The 20,595-nt window shown below is 34.4% G+C and carries 22 protein-coding genes, 5 pseudogenes and 1 other annotated feature; of the genes and pseudogenes, 24 read left to right on the forward strand and 3 right to left on the reverse strand.

All coding sequences use genetic code 11. The features are described 5' to 3' along the window. Positions 1 to 35: 35 nt before the first annotated feature. The 16 genes and pseudogenes from H1D32_RS25350 to H1D32_RS08520 form a co-directional block, all read left to right on the forward strand. A pseudogene (locus tag H1D32_RS25350) lies at positions 36 to 194 on the forward strand (PAS domain S-box protein); the annotation flags it as partial. Positions 195 to 203: 9 nt separating this feature from the next. Continuing rightward, positions 204 to 881, forward strand: coding sequence for an ATP-binding protein (locus H1D32_RS08455; protein ID WP_261177956.1), 678 nt, complete (start codon positions 204 to 206; stop codon positions 879 to 881). Positions 882 to 1,204: 323 nt separating this feature from the next. Next, on the forward strand, positions 1,205 to 1,396 hold the full coding sequence (locus tag H1D32_RS08460) for a hypothetical protein (protein WP_261177847.1): 192 nt from the start codon (positions 1,205 to 1,207) through the stop codon (positions 1,394 to 1,396). Positions 1,397 to 1,453: 57 nt separating this feature from the next. Next, positions 1,454 to 1,995, forward strand: a pseudogene (locus H1D32_RS08465) (GNAT family N-acetyltransferase). Between the two features lie 142 nt (positions 1,996 to 2,137). Further along, a complete protein-coding gene (locus H1D32_RS08470; protein WP_261177849.1) occupies positions 2,138 to 2,371 on the forward strand; it encodes a hypothetical protein in 234 nt (77 codons plus the stop codon). A gap of 231 nt (positions 2,372 to 2,602) precedes the next feature. Then, positions 2,603 to 3,175 (forward strand): hypothetical protein, encoded by a 573-nt coding sequence (locus tag H1D32_RS08475; RefSeq protein WP_261177850.1) that lies wholly within the window; start codon positions 2,603 to 2,605, stop codon positions 3,173 to 3,175. Between the two features lie 284 nt (positions 3,176 to 3,459). Further along, complete coding sequence (locus tag H1D32_RS08480; RefSeq protein ID WP_261177851.1) at positions 3,460 to 4,374, forward strand: cupin domain-containing protein; 915 nt, start codon at positions 3,460 to 3,462, stop codon at positions 4,372 to 4,374. A gap of 229 nt (positions 4,375 to 4,603) precedes the next feature. Beyond that, complete coding sequence (locus tag H1D32_RS08485) at positions 4,604 to 5,293, forward strand: hypothetical protein (RefSeq protein ID WP_261177852.1); 690 nt, start codon at positions 4,604 to 4,606, stop codon at positions 5,291 to 5,293. 323 nt (positions 5,294 to 5,616) lie between these two features. After that, a complete protein-coding gene (locus H1D32_RS08490) occupies positions 5,617 to 5,961 on the forward strand; it encodes a hypothetical protein (protein WP_261177853.1) in 345 nt (114 codons plus the stop codon). Between the two features lie 127 nt (positions 5,962 to 6,088). Beyond that, complete coding sequence (locus H1D32_RS08495) at positions 6,089 to 6,418, forward strand: RNA polymerase alpha subunit C-terminal domain-containing protein (protein ID WP_396126167.1); 330 nt, start codon at positions 6,089 to 6,091, stop codon at positions 6,416 to 6,418. 125 nt (positions 6,419 to 6,543) lie between these two features. Beyond that, on the forward strand, positions 6,544 to 6,891 hold the full coding sequence (locus H1D32_RS24925; protein ID WP_314733378.1) for a S26 family signal peptidase: 348 nt from the start codon (positions 6,544 to 6,546) through the stop codon (positions 6,889 to 6,891). 29 nt (positions 6,892 to 6,920) lie between these two features. Beyond that, on the forward strand, positions 6,921 to 7,160 hold the full coding sequence (lepB, locus tag H1D32_RS24930; protein ID WP_314733384.1) for a signal peptidase I: 240 nt from the start codon (positions 6,921 to 6,923) through the stop codon (positions 7,158 to 7,160). Positions 7,161 to 7,309: 149 nt separating this feature from the next. Beyond that, positions 7,310 to 7,540 carry a hypothetical protein gene (locus H1D32_RS08505; protein ID WP_261177855.1) on the forward strand — a complete coding sequence of 77 codons (231 nt, stop codon included), beginning with the start codon at positions 7,310 to 7,312 and terminating at the stop codon, positions 7,538 to 7,540. A gap of 11 nt (positions 7,541 to 7,551) precedes the next feature. Further along, on the forward strand, positions 7,552 to 7,734 hold the full coding sequence (locus H1D32_RS08510; RefSeq protein WP_261177856.1) for a hypothetical protein: 183 nt from the start codon (positions 7,552 to 7,554) through the stop codon (positions 7,732 to 7,734). A gap of 177 nt (positions 7,735 to 7,911) precedes the next feature. Beyond that, on the forward strand, positions 7,912 to 8,793 hold the full coding sequence (locus tag H1D32_RS08515) for an aminoglycoside 6-adenylyltransferase (RefSeq protein ID WP_261177857.1): 882 nt from the start codon (positions 7,912 to 7,914) through the stop codon (positions 8,791 to 8,793). A gap of 315 nt (positions 8,794 to 9,108) precedes the next feature. After that, a complete protein-coding gene (locus H1D32_RS08520; protein WP_261177858.1) occupies positions 9,109 to 10,389 on the forward strand; it encodes an MFS transporter in 1,281 nt (426 codons plus the stop codon). A gap of 185 nt (positions 10,390 to 10,574) precedes the next feature. Here the strand turns inward: H1D32_RS08520 and H1D32_RS08525 are convergent, their stop codons facing one another. Both H1D32_RS08525 and H1D32_RS08530 read right to left on the reverse strand, forming a co-directional pair. After that, positions 10,575 to 12,305 carry an ABC transporter ATP-binding protein gene (locus tag H1D32_RS08525; RefSeq protein ID WP_261177859.1) on the reverse strand — a complete coding sequence of 577 codons (1,731 nt, stop codon included), beginning with the start codon at positions 12,303 to 12,305 and terminating at the stop codon, positions 10,575 to 10,577. A 443-nt stretch (positions 12,306 to 12,748) separates the two neighbouring features. Beyond that, positions 12,749 to 13,213 (reverse strand): CBO0543 family protein, encoded by a 465-nt coding sequence (locus H1D32_RS08530; RefSeq protein ID WP_261177860.1) that lies wholly within the window; start codon positions 13,211 to 13,213, stop codon positions 12,749 to 12,751. A gap of 241 nt (positions 13,214 to 13,454) precedes the next feature. After that, positions 13,455 to 13,662: a binding site (T-box leader), on the forward strand. Positions 13,663 to 13,790: 128 nt separating this feature from the next. On the opposite strand from H1D32_RS08530, the pseudogene tyrS reads away from it, so the two are divergent. Then, positions 13,791 to 15,043 (forward strand): annotated as a pseudogene (gene tyrS, locus H1D32_RS08535) (tyrosine--tRNA ligase). A 218-nt stretch (positions 15,044 to 15,261) separates the two neighbouring features. On the opposite strand, the gene H1D32_RS08540 reads toward tyrS, so the two are convergent. After that, complete coding sequence (locus tag H1D32_RS08540; RefSeq protein WP_261177861.1) at positions 15,262 to 16,245, reverse strand: PAS domain S-box protein; 984 nt, start codon at positions 16,243 to 16,245, stop codon at positions 15,262 to 15,264. Between the two features lie 216 nt (positions 16,246 to 16,461). Between H1D32_RS08540 and H1D32_RS08545 the strand changes: the two genes are divergently transcribed. From H1D32_RS08545 to H1D32_RS08575, 7 genes and pseudogenes are all read left to right on the forward strand, one after another. Beyond that, the gene (locus H1D32_RS08545) at positions 16,462 to 17,310 is read left to right on the forward strand and encodes a PAS domain-containing protein (protein ID WP_261177862.1); all 849 of its coding nucleotides are present in this window, start codon (positions 16,462 to 16,464) and stop codon (positions 17,308 to 17,310) included. Continuing rightward, a pseudogene (locus tag H1D32_RS25355) lies at positions 17,307 to 17,369 on the forward strand (hypothetical protein); the annotation flags it as partial. The gene H1D32_RS08545 and the pseudogene H1D32_RS25355, both read left to right, overlap by 4 nt. 69 nt (positions 17,370 to 17,438) lie before the next feature. Then, positions 17,439 to 18,220 (forward strand): annotated as a pseudogene (locus tag H1D32_RS25360) (putative bifunctional diguanylate cyclase/phosphodiesterase). A gap of 2 nt (positions 18,221 to 18,222) precedes the next feature. Further along, positions 18,223 to 18,729 carry an EAL domain-containing protein gene (locus H1D32_RS08560; protein WP_261177958.1) on the forward strand — a complete coding sequence of 169 codons (507 nt, stop codon included), beginning with the start codon at positions 18,223 to 18,225 and terminating at the stop codon, positions 18,727 to 18,729. Positions 18,730 to 18,809: 80 nt separating this feature from the next. Next, positions 18,810 to 18,995 (forward strand): DUF1232 domain-containing protein, encoded by a 186-nt coding sequence (locus H1D32_RS25650; protein WP_483861127.1) that lies wholly within the window; start codon positions 18,810 to 18,812, stop codon positions 18,993 to 18,995. A 442-nt stretch (positions 18,996 to 19,437) separates the two neighbouring features. After that, the gene (locus tag H1D32_RS08570; protein ID WP_261177863.1) at positions 19,438 to 19,584 is read left to right on the forward strand and encodes a hypothetical protein; all 147 of its coding nucleotides are present in this window, start codon (positions 19,438 to 19,440) and stop codon (positions 19,582 to 19,584) included. Between the two features lie 262 nt (positions 19,585 to 19,846). Beyond that, on the forward strand, positions 19,847 to 20,482 hold the full coding sequence (locus tag H1D32_RS08575) for an FMN-dependent NADH-azoreductase (RefSeq protein WP_261177864.1): 636 nt from the start codon (positions 19,847 to 19,849) through the stop codon (positions 20,480 to 20,482). Positions 20,483 to 20,595 lie beyond the last annotated feature (113 nt).

The raw sequence follows: 20,595 nt of genomic DNA on the forward strand, positions 1-20,595 counted from the left end.
AATGAAGATATAGAAATGTAAATCATTATTTTAATGAAGCACTTAAAGGTTCATCGTTAAATTATGAATGTCGACTTATTCGTAAAAGCGGTAGAACTATACATACAAAGGTTACAAATATCCCAATTACCGTTGATGGTGAGGTTGTAGGGGTTTATGGAATTGCTAAAGATATTACCCTACAAAAAATAGCAGAGGAGAATCTGGAGAACTCAGAGAAGCTTTCATTAGTTGGCCAATTATCAGCTTCCATTGCTCATGAAATTCGAAATCCACTTACAACACTAAAAGGATTTTTACAGCTTATTAAAAGCCAAGGTGAATTCACACCTACTTATATAGATCTAATGTTGTCTGAAATGGACCGGATCGAATCGATAACAAGTGAACTACTTCTTTTAGCAAAACCTCAAGCAATTGAGTTCCAGGAAGAAAACATGAAAGACATTATTTTCGATGTTGTTACATTGCTCCAATCCCAAGCACTTATGAAAAACGTGGAAATCATTTTTCTCTACGAAGAGGTTGGTAGTATTTATTGTGTTAGTAGTCAAATGAAGCAAGTCTTTATCAACATCATAAAAAATGCAATTGAGGCGATGTCTGAAGCTGGTGTTATCTATGTTCGTCTTACCAATCTAGATAAATACTATATCTTAATAGAAGTAATTGATGAAGGCTGTGGTATTCCAGAAGAATTAGCCTCTAATATCGGCTTGCCATTTTATTCAACAAAAGAAAAAGGCACTGGCCTAGGAATGCTTACAACCTATAAATTGGTGAATGATCATGGTGGAACCATTACCTTTGATAGTAAAGTAGGCGAAGGAACTACATTTAAAATTCAGTTACCTAGAAAAACATTAAAAATGGGCATCTGAAATCCTGAAATCCTTACTTGAAGTCGTGTACTCGTAGTGAGGATTTTTTAGTATTCAGTTACAAGAGGTTTTTATAGTTGCTTTGTTGAAATAAATATGTGTAAAGAATAGATTTCACCCTTCTATCTAGGCTGCTTGAATATTGTAACAAGGTTGCCATTGGTAAGTATGCTAACTGTGAACATTAAAAAGCCTGGGAGCTCGGGGTGGAAAATGGTTAAGGTGGTGGAGCCAATGTTTACTACTAAGTTTTTAAATCAATTGAAGAAGGATTATAACAATGCTTTTGGAAGAAAAATGATTGTAATGATGATGTTAGGAGTTTGACTAATGTAATCGGGCGGATTGTCTCTAATCAAATGATCCAGAGTTTAGGAATGATCATTTTTATCAGCTTTTTTTTAGTAGTTGCAATTGAAACATGGAAATTCAGTAAAAAAATTAGTCTTATAGTGGTTCTACTATGGTTTGTTGGTGTTGTTGGGCAAGCACTAATTACTTTTTTTTTGAAATAGATGTTTAACAGGTCTAGTTCTCTGCTGAAGAGTGCGATGAGTTTAGGAGGGTTATTAATGGTTTATGATAACGAAAATAAAACAATAACGACTGAAAGGTTAGTACTAAGAATGTTTCAAAAATCGGATGCACCAGTTGTTACTGAGCTTTGTAATAATTATAACATCTATAAAAATACATTATATTTACCTTATCCCTATTCTATTGAATGTGCATTATCATGGATCGAACATCATTTTGAGAATTTCAATGCCAATAAGTCCTATGAATTTGCCATTACGGATAAGGAAACAGGAACATTGTATGGAGCGATAGCATTATCTCACAAACAAAGATTTAAGAATGGTGAATTAGCATATTGGATTGGTGAGAAGTTTTGGGAAATGGTTATGCTACAGAGGCAGGTAAGGCCGTACTAGAATTTGCATTTAATGAAAAGCAATACCATAAAGTTTATGCTCGTCATTTCCACTCAAATCCGGCATCTGGCAAAGTAATACAAAAGTTAGGCATGATAAAAGAAGGTGTTTTAATAGACCATGTAATAAAAGAAAATCGTTTTGAAGATCTTGTTTGCTATGGAATAATTAAATCATAACATACAGCTACTAAAAGCTATTTTGGTCATGTAGTTTCTATTAGCTTTTTAGTTCGTAACTAAGCGAATGCTTGGTTCTTCACTCAAAGCAACAAAGCTTACGAAAACAGCCCTTTAAAAAAATACTCAAGTGAGGTGCCTTATGGAATTTATCATTTTGTTAGGTGTTATCGTGTTGGCAATAGCTTATTTTTCTATTAATGAAAAATTAAGTTTAATAAAGGAACAAGCTAAATTTAAAGTAAAAAACAAATTGGATGGCAAAACATATATTGTCTATTCAGTAAAAAATGAAAACAGTGAACGGACCGAATTTTTAATCTATGATGATGGTCAATGGCAGTGGGTTTTAAGTGATATTTATATCCCTTATTAAGGGAGTGAATAGATCGGTTTTATGAGAAGGAAGTGAACTGGAAGACCTTCAAATGAAATAAATGAAAGTTATTCAGGGAGATGAACTTATCAAACGACTAATAGCTATTTTACTTTTAACGCTTTTTTTAACAAGTTGTTCTAATAATAAAATACTAACAAATAATCCCGATTTTCAAGGTTCTTTATGTTAGAAGGAGAGAGAATCAGTTTAGTAGTAGTAGACAATAATATGACACAAGAAGACATAACGTTTTTTCGCTACCCTGACGAATGGGAAGCTTATGTTATTACGTGGAATGATGAAACAAATTTTCTAAATGAAACCGGAACTGAGATTACAGAAGAGGAATTCCAAAATCATGATTATATGATAAAAATTTGGACGAAGGAAATGTTTAAAAAGGAAATGACTGAGTTAAATACGGGTGGTAACGAAAAACTAACAGAAATATATCCGGTTTATAAAGCTCGTCAACTTCAGCTAGTTGAAATGAAAATGGAGGATTATTTAAAACGGCAGGTTACTTTTGAAGAGGGGAAGTTAGCAGTTATAGTGTTTTTAGGCGAAGAGATTAGTAATGATGATAACGCATTATATAAGTTTCAAACAGAGCTTAAAGAATTTATGCAAAATCAAAGAGATATTCATAGCTACAGCTTTAGTTTAGGAAGGGGTAGCAAACGAGATGTACAATTTTTAGAGATTGACGATTATCCAGCCTTTTTTGTCTTTGATCATGAAAAATTGATTTACAAAACGTACGAGCAAGATGAATTTATCGAGTTTATTGAAAATTACTAATATGATGTTCAATAAAGTAGGTGCTGAAAGTTAGGCTTTCCCTTAAGCGGGTTTCAGCAGTGCTCACGGTCATGCTAAAGTCTCTAGCGTGGCTTCTTTTATTTAGGTTTTATCGAAGAGTTCAGAAAAGCTGTAATGCCTTTTGCTTCATAGTTTACAGATATTTTTTATAAAGTTAACCAAGTCGTTTGAATAAAATTGAATAAGAAAAAAGAGCCAAATTACGTACATTCTCTTTACATAGGCATATGATAACTAGATAAATTTTGAAGGGAATGAATAACATGTATTATGGTCCTCAAAATCCATATTCTTATTATGCTAGTGGTAACACAACAATGTATCATGCAAACTATATGCCCAGAAATGATCTTGGTTATGAACCACAAGTGATTGAAGCGGTTCTTGCCGGTATAAAAAGAGAAGCTTCAGCCATTGACCTCTATAGTCGTTTAGCGAAAGTGGCACCAAATCATGAAAACCAATGGGGTATTCTTCATGCAATAGAAGACAAAAAAGTTCGACTGACTCAATTTACAAATCTTTATATGACTCTTACTGGCTCACAGCCAGTATACCGAGTTGAAAAAGTGCCTTTTACTAATTATAGAGAAGGTGTACAAAAGGCTTATCGATCCGAAGTAGAAGGTTATGAAGAATTTCGAAAGAATTGCGTCATGACTCAAAATCCATTAGTTCGAAATGTATTTACGTGGGCACTAAATGGAGAGAAAGAAAATGCTACACGGTTTGAAATTTTAAATGAGCAACTTGCTAATGAAATTAAAGATTATGGAGCAGAACCGTTTGTTTTTAACATTGAGGAGTTTACCAAGAAAAATAACACTTTCCGCACAGCATTATGGACGGGAAAACACTTACAACTGACCTTAATGAGCATCGGTGTTGGTGAAAGCATCGGTTTAGAACAACATCCAAACCTTGATCAATTTATCCGAATTGAAGAAGGTCAAGGGCTCGTACAAATGGGGGACAGTCAAATCAATTTAAATTTTGAGGCAGAAGCTTATGATGATTTTGCAATAATAATACCTGCAGGAAAATGGCACAATCTAACCAATACAGGTGATAAACCAATTAAGCTTTACTCTATTTATGCGCCGCCTCAGCACCCATTTGGTACAATTCATGAAACAAAAGCAATTGCCTTGGCGGCGGAAGAAGATCACCACCATTAATTAGTCGAGTTAAGTAGATAAGAGGATGGAAAAAGGTTCTATAAACTTGTTTTCATCCTTTTTTTGTTTTAGTTAAATGTTCCACGGTGAACTTTCGTAGAACATAGTAGCAATTTAAAGGAAACACTAAGTCCTAAATTTTTTTAGGATTTGTCATTTGCAGGTATTTCCCATTTTTTGCCGAATATAGAATTTTAGCTTTATATTACATACTAGAAAGGTGAAACCTATGAAAAAATTAGTAACGATTCTAGCGCTAATGCTAGTTTCTATTCCTGCATTCGTTTTTGCAAACTCTGGACCAGCTTATTGGGAGGGGTATCCCTCTAGTGAAATTATGGTAATTGATAAGAATTCGCCTATTAAAGTTGAAAATGAGGTGCTTGTCTTTGATTTTTCAGAAAGTGATAATTATTCACATACGATAAATGGCAAGGTTACTGCCACGTATGAAATGGCAAATCCTACAGATGAGCTACTAGAAGTAGAAATGGTGTTTCCTTTTGTTGGAGTACTTGCCCATTTTTCAGAAAATGAAGTGTTAGTTGCTGTAGATGAACAACCAGTTTCTTATGATTTATATTTAGGAGATTTAGCCAATCTGCAGCAGGAAGGAAAAAAGGATAATTTTGAATTCGAAAATATTGTTCCTATGATCACCAAAGAATCCTATCAGGCGAAGCATTTTACTGAAAATGAAATAGGTAAGCTTTATATCATTGAAGTAATGCCGCCAACAGAGGGAAGAGGCCATTTTGTAATTGACTTTCAACAATTGGATGCTGAAAAAACGAAAGTAATAACCAAAGGCTTTGATAGCTATGGCTATGAAAATGGTAGTACGAAGATCTCTGCATGGTACCACCAACCTGAGACCTTTGAAATTTTTGTTTTAGGTGAGGATGTTGATTTACATTAGCTGCTTATACAGATGGTGATCTTAAAGAGGAAACGAGCGACTTTCATTATGAAACAACAATCCTGGAAGTAGGGGTTAAAGACTTCCTGCTTGAATTAATAAAATCTGATCAAAATTATGGGAAGGTAATCTCAGAAACTCAAATTTACAATCTGTATGCGAAAGCACTTGATAATTACTTCACAAACAAGCATGGCTTTGTCAATGAATATGACCTTTTCGAGCAAGCAAATTACGAACGTATATTTTCGGTAGTATATACAGTTCAGTTCCCGGCTAATTCAAGCAAAAGTGTCAGTGTAAGTTACCAAACAAGAGGAACCATGGATATGACAAGAACAGTGAAACCTTTATACACCTTTGATTATATTTTGAACCCAGCAAAAAATTGGAGTGATTTTGGAGGTTTACAGATTAGAATTATTCCACCAGAACAGGCTCCTTATATTGTTAGTAGTAGCGTCGATCTAGTAAAAGATGAGAATAATATGTATCTCACCAATCTAGCTCAATTACCTGAAGAGGACCTAACATTTACGCTTTATGCAGATGAGGAGATTACTGAAAAGGGTCAAATCAAAGAGTTTTTTAATGTAATGCCCATAGTTATTTTGACAATCATTCTTTTCATTTTAGGCGTAGTTTTCTTGTTTCGTAGAAAGAAGTGAATTAACAATTGAAATCCATAAAACCAGTTTTCAACGGCAATAAATATTATCATGTATGTGTTTTAGTGCGAATTCAAAGGGACATACAGACTTTTTTTGAATGTATAATTAAGTTTGGAAAAATAATATGGTAAAATTGCATCAGAAATTATTAGGAGGGGTTTTTTTGAAAGCTGAAACAAGTTTAAGGGTTTGTGAAAAAGGACATAAGTACTACAAAAGTAGTGAATGTCCAAGTTGCCCTACCTGCGATAAAGAAAACAAGCCTGAAAGTGGCTTCCTTTCGAAACTGAGTTCCCCTGCTAAAAATGCCTTAGTTCACGAAGGGATTGACAACCTACAAGAATTATCAAAGTACACCGAAAAACAAATTTTAAAAATCCATGGTATTGGACCAGCCTCCTTACCAATTATGAGAAGTTTATTAAAAGAAGAAGGTTTATCATTTAAAGAATAAATATTAGGTTGGTAAAAGCTAAATTTGTAAACTAGTTTTGCTAAGGTCATTATGGTTAGTGAGTAATTAACATGACTATCATCTGCAAAATGACTTTTTATGTAGGAAAGGAAGTGTGTAAATAGATGTTAAAGCAAAAAATAATTGGTGAAGTTTTTAGTTGGAGTAAGGCCCTATTAATTGCATTTTCAATCGCAATAATTGTCAGCGCATTTATAGTTCAACCTTTTACAGTTAGTGGGAGTTCAATGGAACCAACATTGGATGGAGAAGACCCTATAAATGAAGAAAAAATCGGTGACCGAGTATTTATTTTCAAAAGTGCTTACATCTTAGGTGAACCAAAATATAATGACATTGTCATTATTGATAGTCGTGTTAATAGAAAAAGAACCTTAAAAGATAATCTACTCGAAAGTCCTATTGTGAGTTTGATATTTAAAAAGAACGATGATGAAAAAAGCATTGGATAAAAAGGGTAATTGGTGAAGGAGGAGATACGATAGAATATAAGGATGGAAGTGTGTACCGTAATGGTACTGAATTAGTCGAAGATTACATAAAGGAAGAAATGGTCTTACCATTTGAAACTATTGTTGTTCCAGAAAACTATATATTTGTAATGGGTGACAATAGAAATGGCAGTAGAGATAGCAGAAGTGTTGGTCCTATCCCGAAAGAAAATGTTTTAGGAAAAGTCCTTCTTAGGTATTATCCTTTAAATAAAATAAATAATTTTTAAGAGGTAGAAGTAATCCTATTTAATCTGTGAAGAAACGTACTTAAAAACGGGTAGCAAAAGTGCAAAAGCGGTCATCACAAATGGTGACCGCTTTTATTCAGGTAAAGAGCAGCAATATTGTAAAAAGGTGAAAGATGGAGGCGTGATGAGTGGATATTCTGAAACAAAGGGTTTTACAAGCATTGAGTTTAACAGATGACTTTTATAATCATATTAATGAGGGTTGTTTAACATTAAAAATATCAGACGTACCCTCAAATACAATAGGAGAACAAGCTTACTGTATGATCGGAGCGAGAGAAAGCTATTTAAAGTCTTTAAAAATTGGTAAATGGGCTGGTTTTGATTGCAGTTTAATTGATCGTAATAATAAACTTTAATAATTAGCAAATTGGAAGAAACTCATATTAACTTAAAGAGATTTTTACAAGATAATAGCATAGATGAAATTAACAGTAATTTGTTAATTGATTTATTAGAGCATGAGGTTCAGCATCACGGACAGTTAATTCGCTATGCCTATGCTAATAAAATTGATTTTCCAAAAAGCTGGAATTTTCGTTATACCGTTTAATTTTCTTCTTTAGCTATTTTTTATAGCTATTGAAACACTTAAGAGTCGTTTAGCTAGCTTATTTTTACGCTCAAGAGTATCGTTGAAAGAAAAATTGTTATTAATTTTTTATGATTTAGAAAGTACTATTTTCAGAATTAAGCGAGGAAACTTTCATTTTACAGGGGATGAATATTCGTGAGAAGTGAAAAAGAAATGTTTGATTTAATATTAAAGGTAGCAAAAGAGGATGAACGGATCCGAGCAGTATATGTGAACGGTTCTAGAACTAACCCTAATGTTCCTAAAGATATTTTTCAAGATTACGATATTGTTTATGTAGTGACGGAAACAATATCTTTTATAGAGGATGAAAATTGGATTAACATCTTTGGAGATTTACTGATGCTCCAAGAACCAGACAAAATGGATAAGTATCTTGGTATAGATAGCGATTTTGAATGTTCATATGGATATTTAATGCTTTTTACTGACGGGAATCGAATTGACCTTCATATCGAAACAAAGGATTCAATGATTAAAGGTTATGTCAGTGATAAACTTACTGTTCCATTATTAGATAAGGACAACATGTTACCAATCATTCCTCCACCTACAGATATTAATTATCAAGTAAAAAAGCCATCCGGACCAATGTTTGTGAGTTGTACAAATAATTTTTGGTGGTGTTTACAAAACGTTGCAAAAGGAATTTGGCGAGACGAATTGCCATACGCAAAATTAATGTTTGAAACTACCACGAGAGCATCACTTGATGAAATGGTATCATGGTGGATTGGAACAAGATATAATTTCCAAGTCTCAACTGGAAAGATGGGCAAGTATTTTAAAAATTATCTTCCAGAACCATATTGGGAGATGTATGAAAATACTTATTCCGATAATAACTATGAAAATTTTTGGAATTCCATATTTATCACATGTGAGTTATTTAGAACTTTAGCAGAAGATGTAGCAGATAACCTATTATTTACATACCCAATTGATGACGATAAAAATATGACGAAATTCCTTAAACATGTAAGATATTTGCCTTCGGATGCAAAGGAAATATTGTAGGTGAAGTTTTTTTATAAGAATAATTCTACTATCGAGTGCTTTGCTTCAAGTAGGAGTAAGGCTCTTTTTTTGCTGAATGATGAACAATAAAGTATGTTGGAGATTCGGAGGTTAATTAGCGTGGGAGATTGTCAGTGTTTGTCCGTTTTGCACCTCACAAGTAAATCCGTTAAACTTCTTTTTTTCGGTTTTCGTAAATGTAAGTGTGAGATACTTGGCTGTTATTGATACCTAGGATGTCGAACAAAAAATAATGGGTACTATCCTAGAAATGCTTCATATAAATAGAATAAAAACTAACAGGAGTAGAGATCATTGGACAAACAAGATAGTAGCTTTAGGTGGGTTGTATTTGCTTCGGTCCTGTTTACGTATTTAATAATGGCGAGCCAAAGAACCGCCCCAGGATTGATTACTGATCAATTGATGACGGATTTTAATGTAACCGCATCAACGATTGGGTTACTGACTAGCATACAATTTTTTGTATACACTGGTTTGCAAATTCCGATGGGGATTTTGGCTGATCGGTATGGACCCAATTTTTTTCTCATAATTGGTGCACTACTTACAGGTTTGGGTACAATGATTTATAGTCTAGGAACGCATGAATATATTCTGTTTTTCTCCCGAATACTTACAGGGACGGGAGATGCCACCATCTGGGTCAATATGGTATTAATTTTGAGTCAATGGTTTAGAGCAAAGGAATTTGTGCGATTAATTGGGGTGGCGGGAATGACTGGAAGCCTCGGTTTTCTTTTGGCGTCAGTTCCTTTCTCTGCATGGATAAACCTCTTAGGTTGGAGGGGAGCATTTTTTGGATTAGGACTCATTTTATGTTTTTGTGGGATACTTCTTTACTTTGTACTCCTAAAAAAACCAACTCAGCTTTTTCCGAATGAACCTGTAGTTATCGAAAATGAAAGCCAACGAGAAAAAATAGGGGAGTTACTTCGGCGAATTTTTTCAAATCGACAAGCGTGGGCATTATTTTTATGTCATTTTGGGCTTGTTGGTGGGTACCTAGGATTTATCAGTTCGTGGGCAGTGCCCTACGGAATGAACGTTTATGATATGACACGTTCTGGCGCTAGTCAGCTTATTATGATAGGGCTTGTCGGTGCACTTATTGGGGCCCCTCTAACTAGTTGGATTTCTAGTCGGGTAGAAACCATTAAACGGCCATACGTTGTTGTCCATATCATTATTTTTCTAGCTTGGTCTACATTTCTATTATTTAATGGAAATCCGCCATATTATTTGCTAGTTATTCTTTTCTTTATTATTGGTTATGGATTTGGGGCAAGTGCCTTGACGTTTGCTGTCGTTCGTCAATCTTTTCCAATTTTAGAATCTGGCATTGTTTCTGGATTTGCAAATACGGGTGGATTCTTAAGTGCAGTATTGCTGCCCAGCATTTTTGGGAGGATATTGGATCATTTTAATTCAACATCAGCAAGTTTAGGTAATGGTTATTTTTACGGTTTCATCATTCCAGTTACTTTCTCTTTAGTTGGTTTGATTGGAGTCATCTCAATTAAGGAAAACGTAAGGAAGCAGAAGGTGTACCCAATAATCCATAATGCTTTATAGTTTTCAACGCTTTACTTAAAAACTTATAAAAAACGGGAAGCTAAAATGCTTTCCTAGGTTCGGAATACTTTTCTAGTTTTCAGCGCAGCAAGTGGAAGAAGGTTAGTAGAATGTATAAAGAAGGCGTAGAGAGTCATTGTCTCTACGCCTTGGACCTTTTCCGTGTCAAATCTACTACTTGAGGATCACGTCAGTTGCTGCTCTGCAAATTCGCGATACAAAGCGTGGAAGTTGACTAGATCTTTGTGAGTTCCGATTCCGGTAATTTCACCTTTTTCAATAAAGATGATCTTATCGGCATTGACAATAGTAGATAAGCGGTGGGCAATAACAAATGTTGTTCTACCTTCCATTAATCGTGTTAACGCCTTTTGCACGATTCCCTCTGATTGACTGTCCAAACTTGCGGTTGCTTCGTCCATCATTAGAATTTTAGGATCTCTTAAAAAAGCTCGCGCGATCGCTATTCGCTGTCTTTGTCCTCCAGATAGTTTGACACCTCGCTCACCGACCTCAGTATCAAGCTTTAAGGGGAATTCCTGAATAAATTGGTCAGCGTAAGCCATTTTTGCAACTTCCCAAAGACGCTCATCAGTGACCATTGCTTCTAAACCATACGAAAGGTTCTCACGGATCGTTCCAGCAATCATTGGACTATCTTGGGAAACATAACCGATTTGACTGCGCCAGGAAGCTAATGTTAATGCTTTGATTGGCGTACTACCAATCAAGATCTGCCCAGAGGTAGGCTCATAGAAACGTTCTAATAAACCAAACATCGTTGTTTTTCCACCACCACTAGGTCCAGCAAAGGCTATCATACTACCAGGATTTACATCAAAAGACACGTTTTTAAGAACAGGCTCATCCTCGCTATAAGCAAAAGATACATTTTCTACGTGAATTGATTGGTTTGTAATATCCAAATCTAGGCCTTCTTGACCTTCTTCCGCTTCGAGGTCTAGTATTTCAATAATTCGCTCTGTAGCTCCTTTGGCTCGTTGAAGCTGCGTAAAAAACATGGTAAAGGCAGTGATCGGAAAGATAATTTGGAATAAATAAAGCAAGAATGCAACGAGTGACCCTGTTGACATCGAACCTTCTGCGACACGAATTCCACCATATCCGATAATTATAACAATTACGACCATAATCACGAGCTGCATCAATGGGCCAATAAGAGCAAAAATTCTTGATTCTTTAAGTCCATACGACAAAAGCTTTCCAATTCCTTGTAAGCCTTTTTCCTCTTCAGCTAGTTCCGCATTAGAAGCTTTCATTAAGCGGATTTCACTTAAAGTTTGTTGGACTTTCCCAGTAAATATTGCTGTTTCATCCTGTAAACCACGTGATATTTTTGCCATTCTTCGTCCAAGAGGCATCATAATTGCTATAGTAATCGGTACTGAAATTAACATTAACAGAGTCATTTTCCAGTCCATGATAAAAAGGATGATAACTGCACCGATAATCGAGATAATTCCGGTAATAAAATTAGGGAAATGCTGTGAAATTAAATCTTTAACAATGCTTGTATCGTTAACCACGCGACTAACCGACTCGCCACTAGTCTTTTTATCATAATAGCTGACTGGAAGCCGAATTAATTTAAAAAACATCATTTGTCGTAGTGTAGCAACAATTTTCTGGCCGACGTAAGCAAGTGAAAAAGTAGATAATCCATCAATGATTGCTTTAACAATAAATACAACACCAATCGTGACAATGAGGGCAACGCTTAAAGAGTCGACAGAAAAACCATCGACCATTTCCCGCGTTAATAAAGGTATGGTAAGACCGACTAGAGTTGTCATTAAACTACCGATTAACCCCAGAGTTAGTGCTAGTTTTGGAATTTTTGTAGAGAGAATTAGTGAGATAAATGGTTTTAGACTTTCTTTTTGAGGTTTTTCCATTAGTTAACTCCTTATGTCTGATAAATGATTTTGTTCATTATAACTCAGGGCTAATAATAAAATCGAATATTGTCCCTATTTTTTTCTGCATTCAAAAACGGGAGAGTAACTCTTACTATCATAACAGTGTAGGATTATAAACGAGGATAAACATGTTTAAAAAGCTGTTTTCGTAACTCTGTTGCTTTTAGGTTGTCTTTTGGGAATCAATAAGCCCTTGGGACAAATAAATTGGTCCCAAGGGCTTATTGATTCCCAAAAACTTCACGCTAAGCGGGAAGAACCAAGCATTCGCTTGGTTACTACCTAAAAGCTTATAGCAACAATCTTTTGGAAGAGATTTTCAAGAAAAATAAAAAATTTATAAATCAGAAAAAGTAAACAGTAGAGAGTGAGACTTTTATTCTAAGGGAACTCAAGAAAATTAAACGTAGCTGCAGCACTTAGATGTTTTTAAAAAACCACTTATAATAAATCCTTGAAAGGACAAATACAAAACCCATACTTACGCTACTCCAATACCATTTCCAGTGAATGTATTTTATGGTCTTTGTGTATTTTACCGCAATAAACTCTAGTCCGGTTAGGACCGAAATATAACAAAAATAATAGAAAAGTTTTAATATTAGCTTATTTTTTTCCGGGAAAAAAAGATTGAAAAACACGGTTATTGAAGGAAATACAAAATATTCAAAAGTGAAACTTGATTTATTAGCTTTCTTAAAAAAACGCCGTGGGTATCTAATTAAGTTTTTTTCAACAACTGTTAGCCCGAGGAGCCAAGTTATGATTTGAGTAAATAAAAATACCACCTGTGCGTTTCGTATTTTGTTTTTAGGTACTAATATTATTAGCAGGAAACCTAAAACTCCCCAGGAAGAAAGCAAAAGGGCTTTTTCTCTCGACAAAATGTTGTACCTCCTTATTGAAAACGTTGTTAAATCGGATAAACATCTCGATTTAAAAGTTTAATATACAACCTTTAGAATGACAAGTAATCGTGATTTTATTCATTACTTAGCTTGCGTTGAAATGGGAAATATATTTAACCTACTGGCAATTATGTTGTGTAAATCCCAAAATAGGGAGTAGAAATTGTCCTTGCATTAATAAAATGATTTGGCTATAATAAATAAAAATATGAATACTAAATAAGTTTTGATAGGAATGAGTAGCTTTTATCTCACTGTTTCAGAGAGCTGATGGTTGGTGCAAATCAGTACAAAGGTAAACGTGAATTACCTCCTTGAACTTTCTTTGTGAACATAAATGTAGCAAAGAACGGCTGAACCGTTATTTTATTAAGAGGAAGAGAAATCTTCAATTAGGGTGGTACCGCGTTAACCACGTCCCTTTTTTAGGGGCGTGGTTTTTTTACGTTAAGAAATATTTTCGCAAAATGTTGGTGCCTAGCATTCGCTTGGCTTCGTCCCAAAAGCTTTAAAAGTAGATAGAAACAGCATTTGAATAAAAGGAGAGAATGAAATGTCAGATTTTATTAAGCAACTTTCAGAGGAACAAATCTTAGAAGTAGAAAGACAATTTATGATTTATAAAAGTGGTGTGCACGAGATTATTCCAGAGCATGAGTTAAAAAACAAAATAGCGAGATCTATCGTGGAAAAAAGACCACTTCGAATTAAGCTAGGCTTAGACCCATCTGCACCAGATGTTCACTTAGGGCATACCGTTGTTTTAAATAACTGAAACAGTTTCAGGAGAATGGTCATACAATTCAACTACTAATTGGTGATTTCACTGGTAAAATTGGTGATCCAACAGGAAAGTCTGTCGCAAGAAAACAATTGACGGATGAAGAAGTGAAACATAATGCCCAAACATATTTTGAACAGTTTAGTAAGGTTTTGGATATGGAGAAGGTTGAACTTCATTACAACTCGAAATGGCTAGCGAAACTTCAACTTGAGGAGATCATTAACCTTTCAGCAAGCATTACTGTGGCACGATTGCTTGAGAGAAACGATTTTTCAGAGCGATTATCGACTGGAAAGCCGATCTCATTCCATGAATTTTTCTACCCTTTAATGCAAGGATATGACTCTGTCGAACTAGAGAGTGATGTAGAACTCGGCGGAACAGATCAGCATTTCAATGTGTTAATGGGGAGACATCTCCAGGAGCATTATGGGAAAGAAAAGCAAATTGTTATCCTCTTACCTTTAATCGAAGGTCTTGATGGAGTCGAAAAAATGTCAAAATCGAAGAACAATTATATTGGTGTATCAGAGGATCCAATCAAATGTATGGTAAAACGATGTCGATCCCTGATGAACTAATTACGAAATATTTTGATTTAGTCACTGACTTACCTTTGTCTGAAAAAAATCAGATCAGAACAAAACTCAACGAGGGTGAACTCCATCCACGAGATGCGAAAATGAAACTCGCAAAAACAATTGTTAGAATTTATCATGGAGAAGAGCTAGCTCATAAAGCTGAAGAAACATTTAAAGCGGTGTTTCAAAAAGGAGCGCTTCCTGAGGATATTCCGACAGTAGAGTGGAAAGGTGATCAAGAAATAACGATCATTGATTTACTAGTGAATTTAGATTTACAAAAATCTAAAACGGAAGCGAGAAAAATGATTCAAAATGGAGGAGTTAAGGTCAATGGTAGTAAAGTGAGTGATCTTAATTTAAATATAGACATTACTAATGAGACCATCATTCAGGTGGGGGAAACGTAAATTTGTTAAGTTAATAAGAACAAATGAATGACAAAAGAAACAAAAAAGCTTGTTAAGCACTAGTAATCTTAACAAGCTTTTTTGCCGTTCGTTATATGTATATTTGTCGTTACTAGAGCTACTTAAAATAAAAGATAACAGCCTTAGCCTAGCGGTAACAGGATTTCAACTAAAGTGCCTTTATTTACTTCGCTAGTGAAAAAAATCTGGCCGTTATGGGTATCGATTATTTGATTAGTAACCAATAACCTAAGCCTGTTCCGTCAGTTTTGTTGTATAGAAGGGATCGCCTAATTTCGAGAGTTTTTCCTTAGGAATACCGCAGCCTTCGTCTTGAACCTGGATTCTTAATTGGTTATTTTTATTGTTCACATTTATGTAGATGTTACCACCATTCGGCATCGCTTCCATTGCATTCTTGATAATATTTATAAATACCTGCTTGAGTTGGTTCTCGTCGCTATTGACAAGTAACCCATGATCATTGAAGGTAGGTATGACCTGAATATTACTCAAATGAGATTGTGGTTCTAACATAAAAATGACATTACTTATGATTTCAGAAATTCTATTCATCTTAAAATTGACAACTTTTGGCTTTGCCAACAATAGAAACTCGTTTACGATTGTATTAATTCTTTCTAATTCGGATTGCATCAGGCTAGCATATTTACTATTTATTTCAGGACTTAGTAAGTCTAGAAACCCTTTCAAGGTTGTTAATGGATTTCTAATTTCATGAGCAACTCCAGCGGCCAATTCTCCAATTACTGAAAGTTTGTCTGAGCGATGCATCATCATTTCCATTTGTTTGGCTTCGGTAACATCTTTGATGATCTCAAATAGACCGACAATTTCATTTTGACTCATAATCGGAATCATTTTCACCACTAATTTAAGTTGTTTTCCTATTTTATTAAAAATAGAAAGCTCGTATTCTTGTGGTTCACCATGACATGCTTTTTGGCAATGATAAATCTTTCGTTCAATATCCTCAATAGCAACACTCGAGATTAATTCTATATCCAAAAGTTCTTTTACAGTATAACCTGTAATTTTTTCAATGGCGGGGTTTGCATCAATCACATTTCCTTTTAAATCAAGAACAAGTATACCATCTATATTATAGTTAAATAGAGAATCATAGAGTTGTTCTTTTTGTTTTAGTATATCGACAATAGTAAGCTTCGTATTCTTGTCAGTTTCAAAATGAGCGTTGGAATGATGAACCACTGCTTTCACCTCTTTTACTAGAACTATTTAAATGTTACCATTTCTTAACAATGTTTTCATTGAAAATTTAGTGACAATTTTAATGTAATTAAAATTATATAAAAAGTTAAGTGAAATTCCTTTAGAATAGCGAGTTGAATGAAAAAGATTTTGACGTGAATATTAAATGTAAAGTATTTTGGTTTGCCATTCTATTTAAGAATATCTGGAGGAAGTATGAATTTTACTGGAAGAATTAGTGCAACGATCCCCATATTAATTATCTGTATTTGGCTATTGCAACATACAATTAAGGATGACGGGACTGCTAAATTTATTGTTAGTCTCACTATTGCTATAATTGCCATCGTGATTGCTTGGAATTTTGGTCGCCAATACGATAAGGCGAAATTTTACTATAAGGAACTTTTAATTAATAAAGAAGATTTGCAAAAAAAGAAAGATGACCTTCAACAAATCTTTGATAGTGTAGATGCCACGATTTGGTCAAATGACATCGTAAATCAACGAATTTACGTATCAAAAGGAATTGAGAGACTGACTGGATATACTGTTCAACAGTTTTATAATGAATATTCATTTTGGACAAGTATACTTCACCCTGATGATGTTACAAAAGGGGAGGAGTTTCTGAAAGAGATTATTTTAGGTAAATCTGCTCAAATCGAATTACGGTATGTGAATACGAGTGGAGAAACGTGTTGGTTACTGATGTCTGGCACACCAATTTTCGCAAGTGGTAGTAAAGAGGTCGTCAAAATTACAGGTGTCGTTGTTGATATCACAGAAAGAAAGAAAACAGAAGGTCGTCTACAAGAAAGTGAAATCCGTTATCGGAGCGTAGTTGAACTTTCACCAAACATAATCTTGATTATACAAGAGGATATAATCGTTTATACAAACCCAACAACAGTTAAAATACTAGGCTTAAGCGATGCATCAGAAATACTTGGGGAATCAATCTATGATTTTCTAGATCCAGCAGTTAAAAACAAGGTTATTAATCGAAAAAACGAAATATATATGGAGAAGGCGAAAATGTTTATACCGAATATAAAATCGTGAAACCCGACGGAAAGTCTATCTATATTGAAATGTTAGGTAATAAAATATCCTATAATGGCAAACCAGCGATTATGGTTGTTGGGATTGATGTTACTGCTAGAAAGGCATATCAAGAAAAAATTACGCATATGGCTTACCATGATTCACTCACCGGTTTGCCGAATCGCCATTTATATAATGAATATTTAGAAAAGGCAATGGAGCGCTGCTTCCAAAATCATCGATTGCTAGCCGTGATGTATATTGACTTAGATCACTTTAAATTCATAATGATACGATGGGACATGGTGCAGGAGATGAATTATTGAAGCTCGTTTCAGCTAGATTACTTTGCGGTGTTCGTGAAGGTGATTTTGTATCCCGTCTAGGCGGCGATGAATTCGCTATTTTATTGGAAGTATTTGAAGAACATGATGTTCGTGAAATTGCAGATCGAATTTTACATACCTTCTCAACACCATTTATGATAAAAGGGAAGGAATTCTTTACTTCACCTAGTATCGGGATTAGCTTATGTCCTTTAGATGGTGAGGATAAGGAGACAATTATGTCAAAAGCAGACACAGCTATGTACCTTGCTAAGAAGAGAGGGAAAAACAATTATCAGTTTTATAGTAAGCAACAAGGAGATTTGCTTGTTCGAAAAAATAAAATAGAACAAAACTTGCGAAGAGCGTTGAAACAAAATGAGTTCTATCTTGAATATCAACCGAAGCTTGAATTGAATACAGGAAATATCTACGCTGTTGAGGCATTAATTCGCTGGGATTGTAAAGAATTAGGGTCTGTATCACCAAATGAATTTATTCCTATTGTAGAAGAGCGCGGAATGATTTTAACTTTAGGAAAATGGGTTTTAAATGTAGCCTGTAAACAAATAAAATATGGCTGGATGCTGGAATTAAAGTGAAAATGGCCGTAAATGTATCTGCTTTACAATTTGAAGATGAGAATTTTATAAATGTAGTAACAGAAATTCTTGGAAAACATCAATTACCTCCACAATATCTTGGGCTAGAAATTACAGAAAGTGTCATGCAAAACTTCAAAAAATCATCAATCATCTTTAATAAATTAAAGGAAATAGGAGTGAAAATTTCAATTGATGATTTTGGAACGGGTTACTCTAGTTTAAGTGTCCTAAGTAACCTTCCGATTGATTTTGTAAAAATAGATAAGACATTCATTAACGAAGTTACAAGCAATAGTAATATAGCATCACTTGTTAAGACAATGATTGAAATGGGAGGAAATCTAGGTTTTGATTTGATTGCTGAGGGAATTGAAAACCGAGAGCAAGCAGAATTTTTAATTGCCAATGGTTGTCGATTTGGTCAGGGGTATTATTACAGTCAGCCCCTAGGTTCAGTTGAAGTGGAGAAGTTGCTGAAAGAAAAGCGAATTAGGGTTTTAGAATAACGCTCTTTTCGCAAATATTGTAGCACAACGTTTACGAAACTAGTCTAAAATAAAAAACTAGGTAAGGAGAAGGGGGAAAAATGAAAAAATATCTAAAGAGAGTTAGATTTATTTTTAGGTTCAAAAAGTTCATACCTTTCTTGAATGAGTTTTTCCGGTCGCGGGAGATACCCTTACCTAAAAAATTAAGTGGTGTACTATTAATTCTAACTTACGTATTGTTTCCTTTTGATCTAATACCCGATTATTTACTCTTTTTGGGTTGATCGACGATCTTGTTATTTCAACGTTTGTCCTAGAAAGAATGATAAAATTAGCTCCACAGTCTCTGAAAGATAAGTACAAAGTATTGGATTAATGATTATTAAAATAGGCGAATAACCAAACAGCGTTACATAAAAACAACCTTAATAACTTAATTATATTACGCTCTTTTCTAAAAGATTGTTGCTCTTAGATTTTAGGTCGTAACCAAGCGAATGCTTGGTTCTTCACGCTTTGCGTGAAGCTTTTGAGAATAAATAAGCCATTGGGACAAAAAAATTTGTCCCAAAAAGCTTATTTATTCTCAAAAGACGACCTAAAAGCAACAAAGTTTACGAAACAGCCTTATATTAAAATATCAAAATTTGCTAAATATAGATTTAAATACAAATAAATAATTAGTACAATAGTAACTATACTAAAATCTATGGAGGTGTTTGTACTATGGAAGGCAAGCCAAATCATTACGATGGTAGTATTCAGCACAATAATGATGCAGAAAATCATTTAACAGAAGAGCCTTTTCAACTAACTGACGAGATGAGAGCAAATCTTAGTGGTAATCCATATACAGGCGAGAAAGCAGAATAAAGAGTTATTAAAAAAATTGACTTTCTAAAGAGAGTCTTATAAAAGTTGCTATTCTAAATAGGTGAAACAAACTTTAATGTTTTGATCTACATTTTAGATGACTTTTATAGGACTTTCTGAGGATAGTCTTTTTTTATTGGTTTTAGAAATTAATTTACTAATGGTCTTGCCGATTAAGAAATTCACTCATTTACATAGAATAAAAAATTTCGTTAAAAATAAGATGATGAACAAATCGAAAGCAAGGAAAGGGAAGATGAAAATGACAAAGGTATTGTATATTACAGCTCATCCACATGACGACACGGTGTCTTATAGTATGGCAGTTGGTAAGGCCTTTATTGAAACCTACAAGCAAACAAATCCGGATCATGAAATAATTAATCTTGATTTATATACAGAACATATTCCAGAGATTGATGTTGATGTCTTCAGTGGTTGGGGGAAGCTAAGATCTGGACAGGATTTTAATGAACTTTCTGCAGAAGAAAAAAATAAGGTAAGTCGCCTATCAGAGTTATGTGAACAGTTTATTGCCGCAGATAAGTATGTGTTTGTTACACCACTATGGAACTTTTCGTTTCCACCTGTTGTAAAGGCATATATTGATGCTATTTCTGTTGCAGGAAAAACATTTAAATATACAGAACAGGGTCCAGTGGGACTTCTAACAGATAAGAAGGCTCTTCATATTCAGGCGCGAGGCGGAATTTATTCAGAGGGCCCTGCCGCTGCGATGGAAATGGGTCACCGCTTCTTAAATGTGATCATGCAGTTTTATGGAGTACCATCGTTTGAAGGCTTATTTGTCGAAGGACATGCAGCAATGCCGGATAAAGCCGAAGAAATTAAAGAAAATGCAATTGCACGTGCCAAGGATCTTGCTCATACTTTTTAATTGCAATGACATACTAGAGATATAAAAGTCGAGTTTAAATCTCGGCTTTTTTTCTCTCAAATTTACCATAATGAATAATCCACAGCTAAGTTTTCAAATAATATCTGTATAAT

This window comes from Anaerobacillus sp. CMMVII, from assembly GCF_025377685.1.
Taxonomy (GTDB): domain Bacteria; phylum Bacillota; class Bacilli; order Bacillales; family Anaerobacillaceae; genus Anaerobacillus.